The organism is Streptomyces sp. Q2 (assembly GCF_056820935.1).
On sequence record NZ_JBXEJE010000006.1, the window covers coordinates 108,084 to 123,169 of the forward strand.

Here is a 15,086-nt window from a genome sequence, read left to right on the forward strand (position 1 = left end):
CGTTCACACAGGCCCGGGTGGGCGACCGGGGAGGGGGACCGCAGCTGGTCGGTGATCTTGTCCTGGTTCAGGATGCCGTCACCGGGCGACGTTCGCTGCTGCGAAGCTGCTCGATGGCGTCCAGGACCGGGGGGCGGTTGGAGTGGGTGCGTTCGTATTCCTCGATGACCGTCAGGTCCGACGGGGACAGCGGGTGCAGCTGCTGCTTGATCTCGTCGACGCCGAGCTGGCTGAAGCGGGCGATCGGCAGCTGCTCCTCCCGGGCCACCGCGCCCCGGACTCCTTCGGTCATGCGGGTCGACTCAGGCATCTCCCGCACCGCGTCCTCGGCCGCGTCCCTGACCCAGCGTCCGCCCGTCTGAGCGACATCCTTCACCCGGTCGGCGGCCATCCGCAGTGTGCGGGCCGCCGCGTCGGCCAGGCCGCCGCCGTTCTCTCGGACGAAGCCGTTGGACGCGGCCGCCACGGCCCGCGCGTGATAGGCGACGCTGTCCTCCAGCCTTTCGAGTAGTTCCTCGTCCTCGCGGCGCAGCGCGCCGAGCAGGTCGGCGGTGGCCTGGTCATGGATTGCTTCCGCGATGCTCTGGCCGGCCCGGCAGGACGCCAGCGCCCGGGCTGTGACCGCGTACTCGTCCTCGGCGTTGCTGAGCAGTCGTCGCTCGTCGGCAGGACGCCCGCCGCGCAGCAGGTCCGTCACGAGCGTGGATCCGATGGTCAGCGGCAGCATGACGGTCCGCACGGCGCCGCGCGAGATGGACCGCGCGACATCGACGCTGTCCCCGACAAGCCCGCCGCGGGGCCGCAGCTTACGCACATGGTGCTCGATTCGCTGAAGCTGGTGCTGTACGTCGGCCACCTGGCCTTCGAGCATCTGCCGGTAGGGGCCGGGCGGCATGATGGTCACATCGGCCTTGAACCGCGCGACGACCGCCTCATGCGCCTCGCGAGCATCCTCCAACGCCGGTACGAGCGCGTCCGTCATCACTGTCATCGGTGTGCTCCTGGGGGTCAGGCGGCCGGTCCAGCCGGCCGCGCAGGGGGAAACAGCTGCCCATCGGCCATTCCCGCGGCCGGGCCACGGAGGCCATCCTCTGGGACACCGGGCAAGATCGCCGGGAGGCTGGGCCCGTTCGCGTCCATGCGGCCATGACCGGTTGGGACGCTTCATCCCCTGTCGCCTGCTGTCCCTGATGAGCCCATGGCGGCAGGCGGGGAAAAAGTGCCATCCCGAGTGGGGACGGTCTGGGCTGAAAGAGTGGTGACGGCGGTTGCGCTGTGTCGAAAGTCTTGTTCACGCGTTGGTCCGGACGTGAATCCTCCCGTGGACGACCCTGCGCCGTACGCAGCACCGGTCGGGCCTACTGGCCCCCAGCCCGAGCACGATGACCTGGAAGCCGACATCGAGCGTGACGGCGGCTGGAGCCGGGCCGTGATGGTCATCTACTCAGCCGTGATGGTTGCGGCTGCTGTGCTGCTTGCGGTTACGGACCGGCTCGCTTGAAAGATGCAGAGACGCGTGGTCCGAACGGCTCGGACGGGCCGGGCTCGACCACAGGAGCAGCCGGGTTCGATGCGGGCGTGTGCCTGCGAGACCAGTTGGCAGAGGCGATCGCCTTCCTTCGCTGGCAGACAGCCGTGATGCTGACGCATGCCCCCGACCGTGTGAGTGGAGCCCATGCCACCGGTGAGGGTGAGTCATCAGCCGGTTGGCTCCCAGGGACAGGCCCGCCGTAGCGGAGAGCCGACGCACGCCCCGACACGGCCGAACGGACCCCGTGGACGCCGCCTGACGGATCCGGGACCTGCTCGCACCGACCTGACCCGCTGTCGTGACCAGGCAGGTTGGGCTCATCAGGTGATGTTGCGGAGACTCGGGGAAGAAGTTGCGGCAACCGATGGGAGGTTGTCGTGGAGGGTGGAGATCTCGAATTGGGTGAGTTGCTGGCCGCTGCGGAGGCGGCCCCGCCCGGTGAGTCTGTCGATGTGGTGGCACACGACCTGCAAAAGCGATTCGGGGCGGAGCGTGTGTCCTTCCTGTTCGTCGACCTCATTGGTCAGCGGCTGGTACGGCTCGCCGCGGCCAGTGGTGATGTCGCGGACCATGCCGGGCCGATCGATCTGCAGGGCAGCGTCTACGACAGCGTTCTGCGGAGCCAGGGCCAGCATGTGGAACCGGACGGCCAGGGCGGACGGCGCGTCATCACGCCGGTCACCAACCGCGGCGACTGCATCGGCGTCCTGGAGGCGACCCTGCAGTCCGCCGACGACACCGTGCTCCGACAGGTCCGGGATGCGGCACACGCGCTGGCCTACATCATCGTCACCGACCGCCGCTTCACCGATCTGTACCACCTGGGCCGGCGCACCACCGAGACCAGCCTGGCCGCGGAGATCCAACACCAACTGCTTCCCTCGGCCCCCTGTTGCGAGGCGGCCCAGTTCACCCTCGCCGCCGGGCTGGTGCCGGCTGACGACATCGGTGGCGACACCTACGACTACACCCTCGATCGCGACACCCTGCACCTGTCCATCACCGACGCCATGGGCCACGACACGAACTCCGCTCTGCTGGCCACGTTGCTGGTCGGCGCACTGCGGCGGGCACGCCGCAGCGGCTGTGACGCCCTCAAGCAAGCCCGCCTGGCCCACCAGGCCCTGCTGAGCCACAGCCGCGGCCTCGCCACCGGACAGTTGCTGTGCGTCGACCTCGACACGGGTCTGTGTGAACTGGTCAACGCCGGCCATCCCTGGCCACTGCGGCTGCGTGACGATGTCGTCGAAGAGGTCAGACTCGCCGTCGACCTGCCGTTCGGTGTGGTGGCGCCCGCCTCCTACCGCGTACAGGAGCTGCAACTTCGTCCCGGAGACCGCCTGATCCTGCTCACCGACGGAATGCAGGAGCGCGGGGCCGCGGCAGCCGACCTGGCGTCGGTCGTACGCGACACCCGCGCGCTGCATCCAAGAGAAGCCGTCCGAGGCCTGACCGCCGCGGTGCTTGATGCCTGCCATGGCAACCTCAAGGACGACGCCACAGTCCTGATACTGGACTGGCACGGTGATCGTCGCCGATCGGCCGACACCCAGAGCGGGCCCGCTGCGATGAGCCACAGCGGCTTCTCCTGATTCCTCGGCACCGGCAATGGCATGTGCGCCAACCGGTCTCCGGCTCCGGTCGGCCGCGCTCAGCGCTTCTGGGCCCGTCGCGCGGCCGGGCCACGGTTCGCCCCGATCACGGGTCGACCGGGTGTTCGGTTCGGTCCGAGATGCGCCCCTGCCCAGTTCGGCGCGGGCTGCCGCAGCCGGGTGCTTTCCCCGGGCCGGCCTTGTTCCCGGCCTCCAACAGACCGCGGACGCGGGGGCATCTTCCCCGCGCTGGGTGGCTGACACCACAGAGGGCCGGGAGCGAGTCAGACGGTCAGAGCCTGCTCGACGCTGGGATGGCAGGGGGATGACCTCGTCCAGGCCGACGAGCTGAAGGACCCGCAGCACCGATCCCTGGGCACCGGCGATACGCAGCCAACCCTGAGCGTCACTCACCGCCTGATGGGCGGCGACGAAGACGTTGATGCCGCTTGAGTCCATGAACGTCACGCCGCTGAGGTCCACCACGGTCCGCGGTGGCGTCGCGCCAGCGTCAGGCAGCAGGGCCTCGCTGAGCACGTTCTGGACGGTGTGGTCGATCTCGCCGCGCAGAGTGACCACCCTGATGTCGTCGACGGCGGTGTGCTCGACCGCCAACTGGCCGGACCGTGCTGCTCCGTGGGTGTCTGTCACCGTGTCCTCGACTGTGCTCGCTGATGGGGGGGGGCTCGGCCCCGACGATATTGTGTCGACAGCCTGCCCGACACCGATGGTACGACGAACAATCGTTCGGTATTTTATCCGGAGTTCAAGGGGCATGGGAGGCACGGTGCCGGGTACGCGCGGACGTGTGAACGGGGGAACCAAGGTGGACCCGGCGGAATCAATCCCCGATGGTGAGGGCAGCGTGGTACCTGGTGCCCATCCGATACAGGACACCATCGCCCTGGACGGTGGTGGGCACGTCATCGCCGAGGCACGCCACCGTGCGGCTGACTTCCTCACCCGGGTCAGGGTTGAACACGGCATCCCGGTGTCGGCCCGCGCGATGGACCTGACCCAGCTGGTGGTCAGTGAGCTGGTGACCAACGCCCGCAAGTACGCTTCCGGGCCGGTGTTGATGGAGCTGCGCATTTCCGGCGCCGTGGTGGAAGTGGTCGTGTGGGACAGCGAGCCGGTGCTGCCGGTGGCCCGGGCAGCTGATGCGGGCAGAGTCGGGCAGCACGGCCTGGAGATCGTCATGGCCGTCGCCCAGGGCTTCGAGGTCCAGCGGGAGCCGGTCGGCAAACGCATCACCGCGCGCATCGCCCTGCCCGACGACCCGGGCGGGGATGCCGGCGGACTCCGCCCGCAGTAGCAGCCGGCGCTCACCTTTGGCCCACCACGGCCATTCCGGCGTGCCGTGCAGGAGCGGGCACCGGCGGGCGATGTCGGCGGGGAGGGGTCGGGCTCCGCACGGTGTCAGCGTGCGGGGCGGCGCCCACCGGCCGGCAGCGTCACGGGCGACGTCGACGTCGCCTCCTCCGAGGGATGGTCGCTGTCGTCGGCCCCTGCCCGGACCCTGCCGGGCCCGGACCGCGGCTTGCGCAGGTACGGCGGCCAGGCCCGGCAGGGCTGCCGAGGCGGCACCGATCGTCTCAGTACGTCGGCCGGCCGAACCGGGAAGATCCCGCGCGCGAGGGAGCTCGCTCCAGCCGGGGGAGAGGGCTCCTTGGCGCGGTCTGCTCAGCGACCCGTCCGTCTCAGTCGGACCTCAGCGACGGGCCAGCGCCAGCACGCTCAGACCGAACATCAGGACACCCAGGGGGAGATGGACCGAGGTGACGTGCGCGATGCCGAGCACGACCTGGGCCGAGGCGAGTACGAGGAAACCTGACGCGTGCCAGACAGGCCGGGGCGATCCGCCCCCCGGCTTCCACGCCAGCACCGCCGCGAGCACGTACAGCATCGACGCCCCGTACATCACACGGGCTCCGACATCGTGCAGCGTCTCTCCGAAGGATGACGTCAGCAACAGTCCGGCGGAGACCGCCTGGAGGAAGATGGTCAGGGTCTGCAGGGCGATCGCGATCTGCAGGAATGAGGAGCCGCGCTGTGCGTTCGCCGTCGCCGTCACATGAGTGGCCATGTCGCAGTCCCCTTTTCCGCCCTCGGGCAGTGGATCGATAAGGTCTCACCAGCCCGACGACGCGGGCATGCGAAAGGTAAGGCGAGGGGGCGGCCGGAAGCATGGGGACTGTCGGGACCGGTAGGGATGAGCTGGTCGGCGAGCGACGCCAACTGATCAATGTCGCTTACCGGTTGCTCGGTTCGGTGACCGAGGCCGAGGACGCGGTACAGGATGCCTACGCACGCTGGTACGGGCTGTCACGAAGTCGCCAGGAGGAGATTGTCTCCCCCGGCGCCTGGCTGACGACGGTGACCGGTCGCATCTGCCTGGACCTGCTCGGCTCGGCGCGGGCTCGCCGTGAACGCTATGTCGGCGTGTGGTTGCCGGAGCCGCTGCCCGACCGCACGGAGTGGGACCACGCGAGGGGCGCCGCCCCCGTCGGCCCTGCGGACCCCGCCGACCAGATCGTCCTCGACGAGTCGGTGACCATGGCCTTCCTCGTCGTCCTGGAGTCGATGACGCCCGCCGAGCGGGTGGCGTTCGTCCTGCACGACGTCTTCCGGTACCCGTTCGCCGAGATCGCCGACGTTCTCGCCCGGACCCCTGCGGCCTGCAAGCAGTTGGCGGCCTCCGCCCGGCGGCGGGTGAGCGTCGCGCGCGAGCCGGTGGCGGCGAACGGCCAGGTCGACGTGGTGAGGCACGTCAAGGAGGCGTGGGAGACCAAGGACATCGCAGCCCTCATCGGTCTCCTCAACCCGGCCGCCGTGATGACCGCCGACGGCGGCGGCATGGTCGGCACCGTCCTGCGCCCGGTCGAGGGCGGAGCGCGCATCGCCCAGTACATGGTCGCCATTGCCGACAAGGCTCCGGGGCTCGAACTCCTGGAGCGGTCGGTCAACGGTGCGCCGGGCCTGGTGGCTTGCCGTGCCGGCGTCGTCATGACCGTAGCCTCGTTCGACGTCTCCGACGGGCGCGTCACCCGGATCTGGGCGGTCCGCAACCCGGAGAAGCTGCGGCCGTGGGCGCGGGAGGGCTAGCAGACATGGCGCGCCCTCGAGACCCCCGGCGTGGGTGCCCGCGTCGTTCCTGCCGCAGGTCGTACTGGGCCTCGCAGGCGTCGTCGGCTTGTTAAAGCCCTGCCTGCGCTGTCGGAAAGCCGACCTTCGTCAACTCCTCCGACACCGTCCACAGCCGGCGTGCCGCTGCCGGATCGCTCGCCGCCGCGGTACGTCCGACCAGCGTCGGCCCGCCCCGCATCTCCGCCATCCCGTCCGGGCCGACGTAGCTCGCACCGGGCAGGTCCTGCGTTGCCGCGTACAGGGTGGGCAGCGCGCCCGCCCGGTCGTCCTGGGCGAAGAGCCTGTTGGTGAGCCGCATCGCCGCGCGGGTGACGGGGCTCCCCGCGTGGCTTTGGAGGTTGGTGGCCGCGTAACCGGGGTGGGCGGCCAGGGCGCGGACAGAGGAACCGGACTCGGTCAGGCGGCGCTGCAGTTCCAGGGTGAACAGCAGGTTGGCCAGCTTGGACTGGGCGTAGGCGCCTCGCGGGGTGTAGTCCGCGTCCAGGTTCAGGTCGTCGAAGCGGATCGTGGCGTCGCCCCAGCGGTGGGCGCCCGAGGCGACGGTGACGACACGGTCGGTGATGTGGGGCAGGAGGAGGTTCGTCAGGGCGAAGTGGCCGAGGTGGTTGGTTCCGAACTGCATCTCGAAGCCGTCCCGCGTGCGTTGCCGCGGGAGCATCATCACGCCGGCGTTGTTGATCAGCAGCGCCAGGGGTCGGTCCTCCCAGGCCTCGCCGAAGTCCCGTACGGAGGACAGGTCCGCCAGGTCGAGACGACGAACCTCCGTGCTGCCCTTCACCGTGGCTGCCGCCGCGCGGCCCCGGTCCACGTCCCGTACGGCGAACACCACATGCGCACCGGCCCCGGCCAGCGCCTCCGCGGCCCTCAGACCGATGCCGCTGTTGGCGCCGGTGACGACGGCGGTGCGACCAGCCAGGTCGGGAAGGAGCGTCGCGTTCCATGCCTTGTTCTCGTCAGCTGCCATGGCCTCAATGTAGACGACGGCAACAATGCTGTCAACGCCTACAATGATGTCGACGTCTACTGGGGTGACGGTTCCTGTGCGGGCGGGGGTGCCTGCGCGGCTGGCGGAGCCTGCCTGCGAAAGATGACGGCGCCGATATCGGGGACGATGGAAGAGCTTCCCTGCCACCTTCTTCAGCAGCCTGCTGAAGGGCCTGCGCACCGGCTGAGCCGCGTGGACGGCCGCCGGTGAGGAGAGGGGGGCCCGGCTACGGCCCCGGCGCGGAGGGCGTGCGGTGCCGTCCGGTGCCAAACGGGCGTACGTGGTCGGCGGAGGCGCGCGGGCGCCGTGGCTGTCGATCGCCAGGGTGCGCGGGGTGGGGCCCACTGTGCTGTGGAGTTTGCCGCCTACCGTTTGCGGACCGTGCACCTCCGCGCCGTACCCCGCGTGACAGGCCGCCGACCCGGTGGGGCACCATCGGCTCAGCCGTTTCCCGATCGTGAGGGGTCGTCATGCGCTCAACCCGCGGTGCCGCTGCGTGCGCGGTGCTCGCCTGTCTGCTGTTGGCGGGCTGCTCGCCGACCGCGCTCGGCGGCTCGGTGGTGTCCGGGACCGGAGCTCCGGCGGCGGATCACTCGGGGGCGGCGGCACCGGGCGCAACCACCGGATCCCACATCGCGGTGGGAGCCGGCCCGCAGAAGACGTACACAGTGCAGCAGCAACCGGCCGCGGGCAGCTGCCACTACCGCTACGAGAACGGGGAGCCGTTGGAGGATCCGACGTGCACGCCGGGCGCGATCTCCCCGGCGGTCACCCAGTCGAATCTCGCGTCGACGATCTGCCGGAAGGGTGGCTACACCTCCGGCATCCGCCCGTCCACCTCGGTCACCGGCAAGGAGAAGAGACTCAACGCCGCCTCCTACGGCTACACCGGCCGTATGGGGGATGCCGAATACGACCATTTGATCAGCCTGCAACTCGGCGGCGACCCCAACGACTACCGCAACCTGTGGGTGGAGCCCGCCGACCCCGGCCATCGGTCAGGGGCCGGCGTCAACAACAAGAAGGACCCGGTGGAGACGAAGCTGCACACAGCGGTCTGCAAAGGCACCGTCACCCTCGCCGCCGCGCAGAAGGCCATGGTCACCGACTGGACCACGGCCCTGAGCGTCCTCCACCTCGCCTGAAAGGGACGGCTGGGGCCCGCCGCACCGCACCGTACCGGCCGGCGCGGCCCGGCGTCTCTCGGCGGGGCACGCGCCCTTCGCCCCTGCGTACAAGCCCCGGCTGGACGGGGGAGGCCGGCCGGGGCCAGGCGTCCGACGGTTCTGGACCATCCATCGCCGGCTCCACCGCCCGAGGCGACGCCCGCCAAGCCATCCGTCCGCGCATCAGCCCAGTGCGGAAGGGCAGGCAGGCCAGAAGGGCAGGCAGTGCGGAAGGGCAGGGAGTATCGATGAACGGCGGACCGCATGGATCCGCCGGGTGCGCCCCTCTCCGCCCCCAACCGTTCCAGGAATAGCCGTGGGCCCGCCCAGCGTTGCCGCGAACATGACGACGAATGCGCCGCGGCCCGAGGTACTGCGATACACCGCCTTCTCCAGCGCCCCCGACGGCGGAAACCCCGCCGGCGTCGTTCTGGACGCCACCGCCCTGGACGACAGCGACATGCTGGCCATCGCCGCCGACCTCGGATACTCGGAGTCCGCGTTCCTGACCGCGCCCCCGGAGGGCATTGGCGGTCAAGAGGGGCGCGCGTACACCATCCGTTACTTCAGCCCGAAGGCCGAGGTGCCGTTCTGCGGGCACGCCACCGTCGCGACCGCCGTCGCGCTCGCCGAGCGGATAGGCCCCGGAGAGCTGGTGTTCGCGACGCGCGCCGGCACCGTGCCGGTAGAGGTGGTCGAGGAGGGCGGGACGGTCAGGGCCACGCTCACCAGCGTCGAGCCGCACGTCGAGGAGATCGCCGACGTCGACCTGGCGGAGGCGCTCGTCGCGCTCGACTGGCCGGCTGCCGAACTCGACCCGGCCTTTCCGCCCCGGATCGCGTTCGCCGGGGCCCGCCATCTCGTTCTCGCGGCGGCGACGCGCGCTCGTCTCGCAGATCTCGCGTATGACTTCGCGCGCCTCGAGACCCTGATGCATCGCTTGGACCTGACCACGGTCCAGTTGGTGTGGCGGGAGTCGGCCACCGTCTTCCACGTCCGTGACCCGTTCCCCGTCGGAGGCGTCGTCGAGGACCCGGCGACCGGCGCTGCGGCCGTCGCGTTCGGTGCGTACGCCCGTGAGCTCGGCCTGGTCCCCGAGGACGCCGTCCTCACCCTGCATCAGGGCGAGGACCTGGGCCGTCCCGGGGAGCTCACGGTGACACTGCGCGCAGGTGACTCGCGCGTCCGCGTCAGCGGCGCAGGAGCTCGCATCAGCTGAAGAGCAAGGCGCCCCGCAAGCGGCACCTGATCGCGGACATGGTCCGTCTGGTCACTCAATGGCGAGGCCACCCCACCCGTCAATTCCGGTTGACGGGCGCCACGCTGACGCATCGCTCTCCCTACGACCGACCGAGAGACCCCGTGCGCGCCCTGACGCCCTGGGCGCCACCGGGCCACTATTCCTGCTCAGCGTGATCGCACATCGCGATACGAGAAGCCCCGGCTGGACGGGGGAGGCCAGCCGGGGCCGCACGCGGTGACATGCGGAGGGCGGTCGCCTCGCGGCGAAAGGCTCCGTGGGGCTTCAGCCGAACGATCTTCCCCACGGGCAGGGGGTGAGGCCCGGGGACACTGTCCCCTCCGCAGCCACGTATAGGTGAACGGACAACCAACCTCGGTTGTTCCGTGCCCCATGCCGACAGCCTCTGTGAGCTCAGACACTCCCTTTGCCGAGGCCAGTTGAGAAGCTGGCGACGACTACGGCGAAATCGCCGGGGAGACTCGTTGTCATCGTCCAGCGGCTCGGCTCAGATCCTTGCTCGCTCAACTGCCCTGGCTGCGTGTTCAGTCCGCTGGTGCCGGCGATCTGAGCGACGAGGGAACCGAAGCGTTCCTCCTGGCCGTCCGGGGGATGCGGCCGTTGTCGGACAAGGCATCCCGGAGTCGTTGAGGGCGGCGTAGCGCGGGGCCGCGAACTGCGACTCGATCCGGTTCAGCCGGGATCCGGAATCCGTAGGTCGGCAGAAAGTCCAGTTCGACGTCGAGTGCAGGGACGTGAGCAGGCCGCGGAACTTTCGCCACCGCTTATGCTTCCGGGATCCTGTAGTAGATCTGCGGATGGCCAGTTCGAGGGCGGCGAGCATGTGTATCACCCCGTCGTATCGGGTGTAGGTAGCCCGGTGCTGACGGGGCTTGCAGGCTAAGCGCCGCGCCCGGACCTGCCCTTGAGCGGTGGCAGGTCGAGAGGGTCGAATTCGTCTGCGCCTAAGACAGTAGGCGATGAGGGCCCCTGTCCGATCCGGAGGTCGAACGTTCGGCGACTGGCCCGCACGGTCGTAGCGGAACGAGAGAGGCGATGACAGGCATGGCAAAGGTCTGGCTGCCCTCCGCTGTCTGGGTCGTCGCCGCTGTGGCGAGTCTCTGGGCGGCGAGGGCCCTCGCGACCGGTGACCTCACGGCGCTCCCGCTGCTGGTCAGCTTCGTCGTGGTCGGCGTCCTGGGCTTCCCCCTGGGCATCGGCCTCGGCCGCCTGGGCGCCGGGCGGGAAGCCGCGACCTCGGCCACGCTGGCGACCGTCGCCACGACGGCGACATGCGCTGTCCAGAGTCTGGGAGCCGACGCCCGTTGGACTTTGGGTGAAGCGGCGTTCCTCATCGCGGTGGCCGTGCTTTTCGCGGTGATGGTCCTGCCCTTGTTGGGGCTCGGATTCGTCATCGGCTGGGCGGTGAGAAGACAGAGGACCTGAGGCTCCGCGCCGAGCGCTGCTGCGGCTGCGGTCGTCGCGGCGAGACGACCATGGCGGCGGCCGTCCACATGAGCTGGAACGGTAGGTCAGTACCGTCTCAGTACGACGCCCACTGGCTCTTCGTCCTGAGAGCGGCCCGGCCAGTGCCTCACAGGTGCGCGAGTCAGACGGCTCCGGATGTCTATCGTCGCTTGGCGAGCATCCGCATCGCTTGCGAGAAGCAGACCAACGCAAAACCGAAACCGACAGCCAAGACGGCGGCGCTCTTGCCCGCGTGTTCCCTCAGCAGAAGCCAGGATCCGCCTGTGATCAGGAGAGGAACTCCGGTGGCCGGCAAGCCGATCGTTGTTCTGCGGTCGTGCAAAACGGGCCTCGCGCCTCGTCCAGCATCAATGCCGGCCTGTGACGGGTCCTGTTCGAGCAGGTCGCGGGCCGCGGTCGGAGCGCTGTGGTTCGTGCACTCAAGTGAGCTCGATCTCTGCCCGGACGCGTTTGCCTGCCGGGTGGGTGTCTACGGTGAGGCATCGGCTGACGGCTTGGACGATCCTCAAGCCTTGTCCGCCGATCCGCTGTGGGTCGGGGGGCTGGGGAGCGGGCGGTCGGGGAGAGGTGTCCCACACTGTGACCCGGGCCAGGCGGCCTGCGGCGGACCGTTCCAGTTCCAGGTGCAGGCCGCAGGGCCCCGGCGCGTGCTGGCGGGCGTTGGTCACCAGTTCGCTGACGACCAGCTGGACCGAGTCGGTGGCGCAGTCCGTCGGTCGGGCCCAGCCCGCGGATCGGGCTTCGTCAAGGAACGCGAGGGCTGCCTGACGGGCTGCCGCGCTCGTCGCCGCACCGTCGTGCCAGGTCAGGCGCCGAGGCAGAGGATCGCGGTGGTCCGAGCGGTGGTGCCCATCCGACGCCTGCTGCATAAGCGGGATGGTCATACGTGGTGCCCCTCTTTGGTAGATCAGAGCGCCTTGTCCGGTACCCCTTGTGCGCGCCCTGACGCCGCGTCTACCCGCTCCGGCAACTGGTAAGCCCGCCTCCGTGCAGGTGGCGCCCCGTCGGGACGAGCGATCGTTGCCGGCTGGACGGTTGAATGGATCAACAGCGACGATGAGTGGGTACTGCGCGTCCGGGACTACGGCAAAGCACCCCGAGGCGTGGCCAAGGCCAGGTCAGGCCAATGTCGAACCGACGGCGGGCCGGCTGGCAGCCCCCTACTCTGCACCGCCACGGACCGAGAGGGGACGGTCCGGTCGCCCTCATCTTCGGCGAGGAATTACGCCTACGACATGCTGGGCCGCATCTCCCGGCGCCACATAGCAAGCTGCGCGACGTGGTTCAGAAGGTCCGCACCCGACGCAGCGACCACATCGGACGGGCCAGCTTGCCGTACTGGCAGGAAAGGCAGTGCGGGGCGGGCAGGCGACGGGGGGAATGCGCCTGCCCGCCCCGGTAGCAATGACCCGCACGGGGGGAACGGGCATTGCGGGCCGTAGGGACGGCTTACCCGTTACAGCGCATCGGGCGCTGTATGTGTCACCCCGGCCGGTTTCGCCGGTCGAGGTCAGGCAGTCTCCGCTACGAGTACGAGCGGCAGCGGTCCTGCATTTGGCAGCCCGGCAATCGCTCGACAACAGGAACAACCGGTCCGGTCACCACAAACCGCACCCATGGGGTATGGACTCCGTCGATCTCCCGACGACCTGTCGTTCGGGCTGGGGGAGGGGGTCGCCCGACGGATTCCCGCCTCGCGTGCGCCGGCTCAGCGGGCCATCCAACGGTCCATTTCCCGTGCCCGGTTGCCCAGCGCGGTGACGACAGCGGCTGACGTGGTCCGAGGATTGCCGGGAACCTGCACGTCGCGCTGGAGGCCACCAGACATGTGGTCGGATCCTGGTTCGGGAGTCTCCACCTCGATTCCGGCGCGTCGTGCGAGCGCGACCGCAGCGGCCACGAACCCCTCGGAGAGCGCGAGGATCACGCTGTGCTCCGTCTGGCAGTGCCAGGCGACCAGGCGGCGTGTGAACTCTGCGTACACGGCCGGGTCGATCTCGAGTGTGTCCGGGTCGCCCTCATGCTTGCCCTGACCGATTCCCGAGGTCAGCCTGAGCTCCGCCTCGAAGACCTCGGCCTGCCGTAGGAAGAGGCGGCCGGCACCGTTCGACGGGTTCCACAGCGTCTCGTCACCGACGTCGAAGTACATGCTCATTTCCGATCCCCCTGCTCAGTCGCCCCGTCACAGGGTAGAAGATCGGGCCGGTGGTAGGCGCCTGGGTATGACGGTGCCTTGCAGGGCAAGGTTCGATGCTCCGGCATGGGACGACCGCCCCAGGTGATGACCTGCTCAGCGCCGGTGTTGTCCATCGCCTGACGCCTTGCCGGATCGGCGATCGACACCAGAGCGACCACCGGCTTGCCGTGGCGGCTGAGCGCGATCCGCTCGCTGTCGTAAGCCACCGGCCCATCAGCTCGGCCAGACGGGTGCGTCTGGGCGAAGGAAGCGCTGCCTCGGCATTGAGGTCTGCTCAGTCCAGCACCAGTTCCTCATCCCTCAATATTGTACCTTCTTTAAAGAATGTACATAATCGCGATCATGAGTGAACCACTGCGCCGCAACCGTGACTTCGTCCTGCTCTGGAGCGCTGCCTTGGCCTCGACGTTGGGGTCCCAGGTCGCCTCCGTCGCGTACCCGCTGCTGGCGCTGGAACTGACCGGTTCGGCCGTGCATGCCGGGCTGATCGGCTCCGCCGCAATGGCCGTCGGCATAGCGCTGCGCCTGCCGGCGGGCGCCTTGGTCGACCGGTGGGATCGGCGGCGCACGATGCTCGTCTGCGATCTCGTGCGAGCCGCTCTTCTCGCCGTCACCGTCGCCGGTTCGCTGCTCCGGTTGCTCGACTGGCGGATGCTGTTGGCCGCGGCTGTGATCAGTGGCGCCTGCGGGGTGTTCTTCCAGCCTGCGGAGACGGCGCTGCTACGGCGCGTGGTTCCCGCCGAACACCTGCCACAGGCCTTCGCACACAACGAAGCCCGTCAGTACGGGGCCTCGATCGTCGGCCCTCCGCTGGGCGGCCTGCTGTTCAACCTGGGCAGAACGGTCCCTCTCGCCGGAGAGTTCCTGGCCCATCTGCTGTCCTTCGCCGCCGTCCTGGCCATCAAATCCCCGACGCCTGCCACCACCGCGGTCGCTGACGGGTCGCGCACTCTCCTTCGTGACATCGTGGAGGGCCTGCGCTGGACCTGGCGGCAGCGGTTCCTGCGCGTCCTGCTGGTGACGGCCGCGGGCTTCAGCTTGGTGTTCTCCGCGCTGACCTTCACCGTGATCGTCGCCGCCCGGCAGAACGGCGCCGCACCGGCCGATGTCGGCCTGATGATGGCCGTCTCCGGCGCCGGGGGGCTACTGGGCGCGCTGGCCGCACCTCGTCTGCAGCGGCGCAATCCGGCGTCAGTCGTCCTGGCGATGTTCTGGGTGGCCGCCGCGGCCATCCCCGCGATGACCGTCCATCCCACCGCCCGGGCCATCGGACCGCTGCTGGCCGTGGCATTCTTCCTGGCCCCGGCGGCGAACGCGATCTTGTACACGTATCAGATGACCATCACCCCCGACCACTTGCAGGGCCGAGTGATCAGCAGCCTCGCCCTCATCGGCAGCGCGGTGACCCCAATCGGGCCGCTCGCCTCGGGGCTGATCCTGGACCGCTGGGGAGTGACGGCCGCCCTGCTGTCGATCGCGTCCGTCATGGCGGTCGTGGCTTTGGGCGCCACGTTGAGCCGCACCATCCGGCACCTGCCCCCGCTGGCCGAGGCCAAGGCCGTGGCCGCGAGTTGAGCGGTGCGCTACGAACCCTCCTCGATCACGGAACGGTCCTCGATGAGGAAGCGTCCTGGGCAGCATCGTTGTGCCGCCACAGCCGGGCATCTCTGTCACCGCCCGCCGCGACGGTCGTCCCTGGTCGTTCGTTCCCAGCGCGGTCGGCCTCGCCGACTACCCCAC

At 69.5% G+C, this 15,086-nt stretch carries 13 protein-coding genes and 1 pseudogene; 7 read left to right on the forward strand and 7 right to left on the reverse strand.

Going from position 1 to position 15,086, the window contains the following annotated elements; genetic code table 11:
* Nucleotides 1–67: 67 nt before the first annotated feature.
* Nucleotides 68–991 carry a hypothetical protein gene (locus ACWBNA_RS08685; RefSeq protein ID WP_482703651.1) on the reverse strand — a complete coding sequence of 308 codons (924 nt, stop codon included), beginning with the start codon at nucleotides 989–991 and terminating at the stop codon, nucleotides 68–70.
* Between the two features lie 917 nt (nucleotides 992–1,908).
* Here ACWBNA_RS08685 and ACWBNA_RS08690 point away from each other — a divergent pair.
* Nucleotides 1,909–3,123 carry a PP2C family protein-serine/threonine phosphatase gene (locus ACWBNA_RS08690; protein ID WP_482703652.1) on the forward strand — a complete coding sequence of 405 codons (1,215 nt, stop codon included), beginning with the start codon at nucleotides 1,909–1,911 and terminating at the stop codon, nucleotides 3,121–3,123.
* A 378-nt stretch (nucleotides 3,124–3,501) separates the two neighbouring features.
* Here the strand turns inward: ACWBNA_RS08690 and ACWBNA_RS08695 are convergent.
* Nucleotides 3,502–4,050: pseudogene (locus ACWBNA_RS08695) on the reverse strand (STAS domain-containing protein); the annotation flags it as partial.
* On the opposite strand from ACWBNA_RS08695, the gene ACWBNA_RS08700 reads away from it, so the two are divergent.
* Nucleotides 3,950–4,438, forward strand: coding sequence for an ATP-binding protein (locus ACWBNA_RS08700; protein ID WP_482703763.1), 489 nt, complete (start codon nucleotides 3,950–3,952; stop codon nucleotides 4,436–4,438). The pseudogene ACWBNA_RS08695 and the gene ACWBNA_RS08700 overlap by 101 nt on opposite strands.
* A gap of 396 nt (nucleotides 4,439–4,834) precedes the next feature.
* Here the strand turns inward: ACWBNA_RS08700 and ACWBNA_RS08705 are convergent, their stop codons facing one another.
* Nucleotides 4,835–5,209 carry a hypothetical protein gene (locus ACWBNA_RS08705; protein ID WP_482703653.1) on the reverse strand — a complete coding sequence of 125 codons (375 nt, stop codon included), beginning with the start codon at nucleotides 5,207–5,209 and terminating at the stop codon, nucleotides 4,835–4,837.
* A gap of 101 nt (nucleotides 5,210–5,310) precedes the next feature.
* Between ACWBNA_RS08705 and sigJ the strand changes: the two genes are divergently transcribed.
* Entirely contained in the window at nucleotides 5,311–6,228 is a 918-nt protein-coding gene (gene sigJ / locus ACWBNA_RS08710) for an RNA polymerase sigma factor SigJ (protein ID WP_482703654.1), read from the forward strand.
* Nucleotides 6,229–6,319: 91 nt separating this feature from the next.
* Here sigJ and ACWBNA_RS08715 read toward each other — a convergent pair whose 3' ends face one another.
* On the reverse strand, nucleotides 6,320–7,234 hold the full coding sequence (locus tag ACWBNA_RS08715) for an oxidoreductase (RefSeq protein ID WP_482703655.1): 915 nt from the start codon (nucleotides 7,232–7,234) through the stop codon (nucleotides 6,320–6,322).
* A gap of 491 nt (nucleotides 7,235–7,725) precedes the next feature.
* Between ACWBNA_RS08715 and ACWBNA_RS08720 the strand changes: the two genes are divergently transcribed.
* The 3 genes from ACWBNA_RS08720 (at nucleotide 7,726) to ACWBNA_RS08730 (ending at nucleotide 11,107) form a co-directional block, all read left to right on the forward strand.
* Nucleotides 7,726–8,400 (forward strand): hypothetical protein, encoded by a 675-nt coding sequence (locus ACWBNA_RS08720; RefSeq protein WP_482703656.1) that lies wholly within the window; start codon nucleotides 7,726–7,728, stop codon nucleotides 8,398–8,400.
* A 364-nt stretch (nucleotides 8,401–8,764) separates the two neighbouring features.
* Nucleotides 8,765–9,640: a PhzF family phenazine biosynthesis protein gene (locus ACWBNA_RS08725; RefSeq protein ID WP_482703657.1), complete on the forward strand. Its 876-nt coding sequence runs from the start codon at nucleotides 8,765–8,767 to the stop codon at nucleotides 9,638–9,640.
* Nucleotides 9,641–10,717: 1,077 nt separating this feature from the next.
* On the forward strand, nucleotides 10,718–11,107 hold the full coding sequence (locus ACWBNA_RS08730) for a hypothetical protein (RefSeq protein ID WP_482703658.1): 390 nt from the start codon (nucleotides 10,718–10,720) through the stop codon (nucleotides 11,105–11,107).
* 461 nt (nucleotides 11,108–11,568) lie between these two features.
* Here the strand turns inward: ACWBNA_RS08730 and ACWBNA_RS08735 are convergent, their stop codons facing one another.
* The 3 genes from ACWBNA_RS08735 to ACWBNA_RS08745 all read right to left on the reverse strand — a co-directional run bounded on the left by ACWBNA_RS08735 (nucleotide 11,569) and on the right by ACWBNA_RS08745 (nucleotide 13,552).
* Nucleotides 11,569–12,033 carry an ATP-binding protein gene (locus ACWBNA_RS08735; protein WP_482703659.1) on the reverse strand — a complete coding sequence of 155 codons (465 nt, stop codon included), beginning with the start codon at nucleotides 12,031–12,033 and terminating at the stop codon, nucleotides 11,569–11,571.
* Nucleotides 12,034–12,857: 824 nt separating this feature from the next.
* Nucleotides 12,858–13,304 carry a DUF6086 family protein gene (locus tag ACWBNA_RS08740; protein WP_482703660.1) on the reverse strand — a complete coding sequence of 149 codons (447 nt, stop codon included), beginning with the start codon at nucleotides 13,302–13,304 and terminating at the stop codon, nucleotides 12,858–12,860.
* Nucleotides 13,301–13,552: a hypothetical protein gene (locus ACWBNA_RS08745; RefSeq protein WP_482703662.1), complete on the reverse strand. Its 252-nt coding sequence runs from the start codon at nucleotides 13,550–13,552 to the stop codon at nucleotides 13,301–13,303. Before ACWBNA_RS08745 ends, ACWBNA_RS08740 begins: the two co-directional genes overlap by 4 nt.
* Before the next feature lie 136 nt (nucleotides 13,553–13,688).
* On the opposite strand from ACWBNA_RS08745, the gene ACWBNA_RS08750 reads away from it, so the two are divergent.
* Nucleotides 13,689–14,921: an MFS transporter gene (locus ACWBNA_RS08750; protein ID WP_482703663.1), complete on the forward strand. Its 1,233-nt coding sequence runs from the start codon at nucleotides 13,689–13,691 to the stop codon at nucleotides 14,919–14,921.
* Nucleotides 14,922–15,086 lie beyond the last annotated feature (165 nt).

Coding starts and splice junctions, on each gene's coding strand:
- ACWBNA_RS08685 (WP_482703651.1), bottom strand. CDS start 991: ATGACAGTGATGACGGACGCGCTCGTACCGGCGTTGGAGGATGCTCGC.
- ACWBNA_RS08705 (WP_482703653.1), bottom strand. CDS start 5,209: ATGGCCACTCATGTGACGGCGACGGCGAACGCACAGCGCGGCTCCTCA.
- sigJ (WP_482703654.1), top strand. CDS start 5,311: ATGGGGACTGTCGGGACCGGTAGGGATGAGCTGGTCGGCGAGCGACGC.
- ACWBNA_RS08715 (WP_482703655.1), bottom strand. CDS start 7,234: ATGGCAGCTGACGAGAACAAGGCATGGAACGCGACGCTCCTTCCCGAC.
- ACWBNA_RS08720 (WP_482703656.1), top strand. CDS start 7,726: ATGCGCTCAACCCGCGGTGCCGCTGCGTGCGCGGTGCTCGCCTGTCTG.
- ACWBNA_RS08725 (WP_482703657.1), top strand. CDS start 8,765: ATGACGACGAATGCGCCGCGGCCCGAGGTACTGCGATACACCGCCTTC.
- ACWBNA_RS08730 (WP_482703658.1), top strand. CDS start 10,718: ATGACAGGCATGGCAAAGGTCTGGCTGCCCTCCGCTGTCTGGGTCGTC.
- ACWBNA_RS08735 (WP_482703659.1), bottom strand. CDS start 12,033: ATGACCATCCCGCTTATGCAGCAGGCGTCGGATGGGCACCACCGCTCG.
- ACWBNA_RS08740 (WP_482703660.1), bottom strand. CDS start 13,304: ATGAGCATGTACTTCGACGTCGGTGACGAGACGCTGTGGAACCCGTCG.
- ACWBNA_RS08750 (WP_482703663.1), top strand. CDS start 13,689: ATGAGTGAACCACTGCGCCGCAACCGTGACTTCGTCCTGCTCTGGAGC.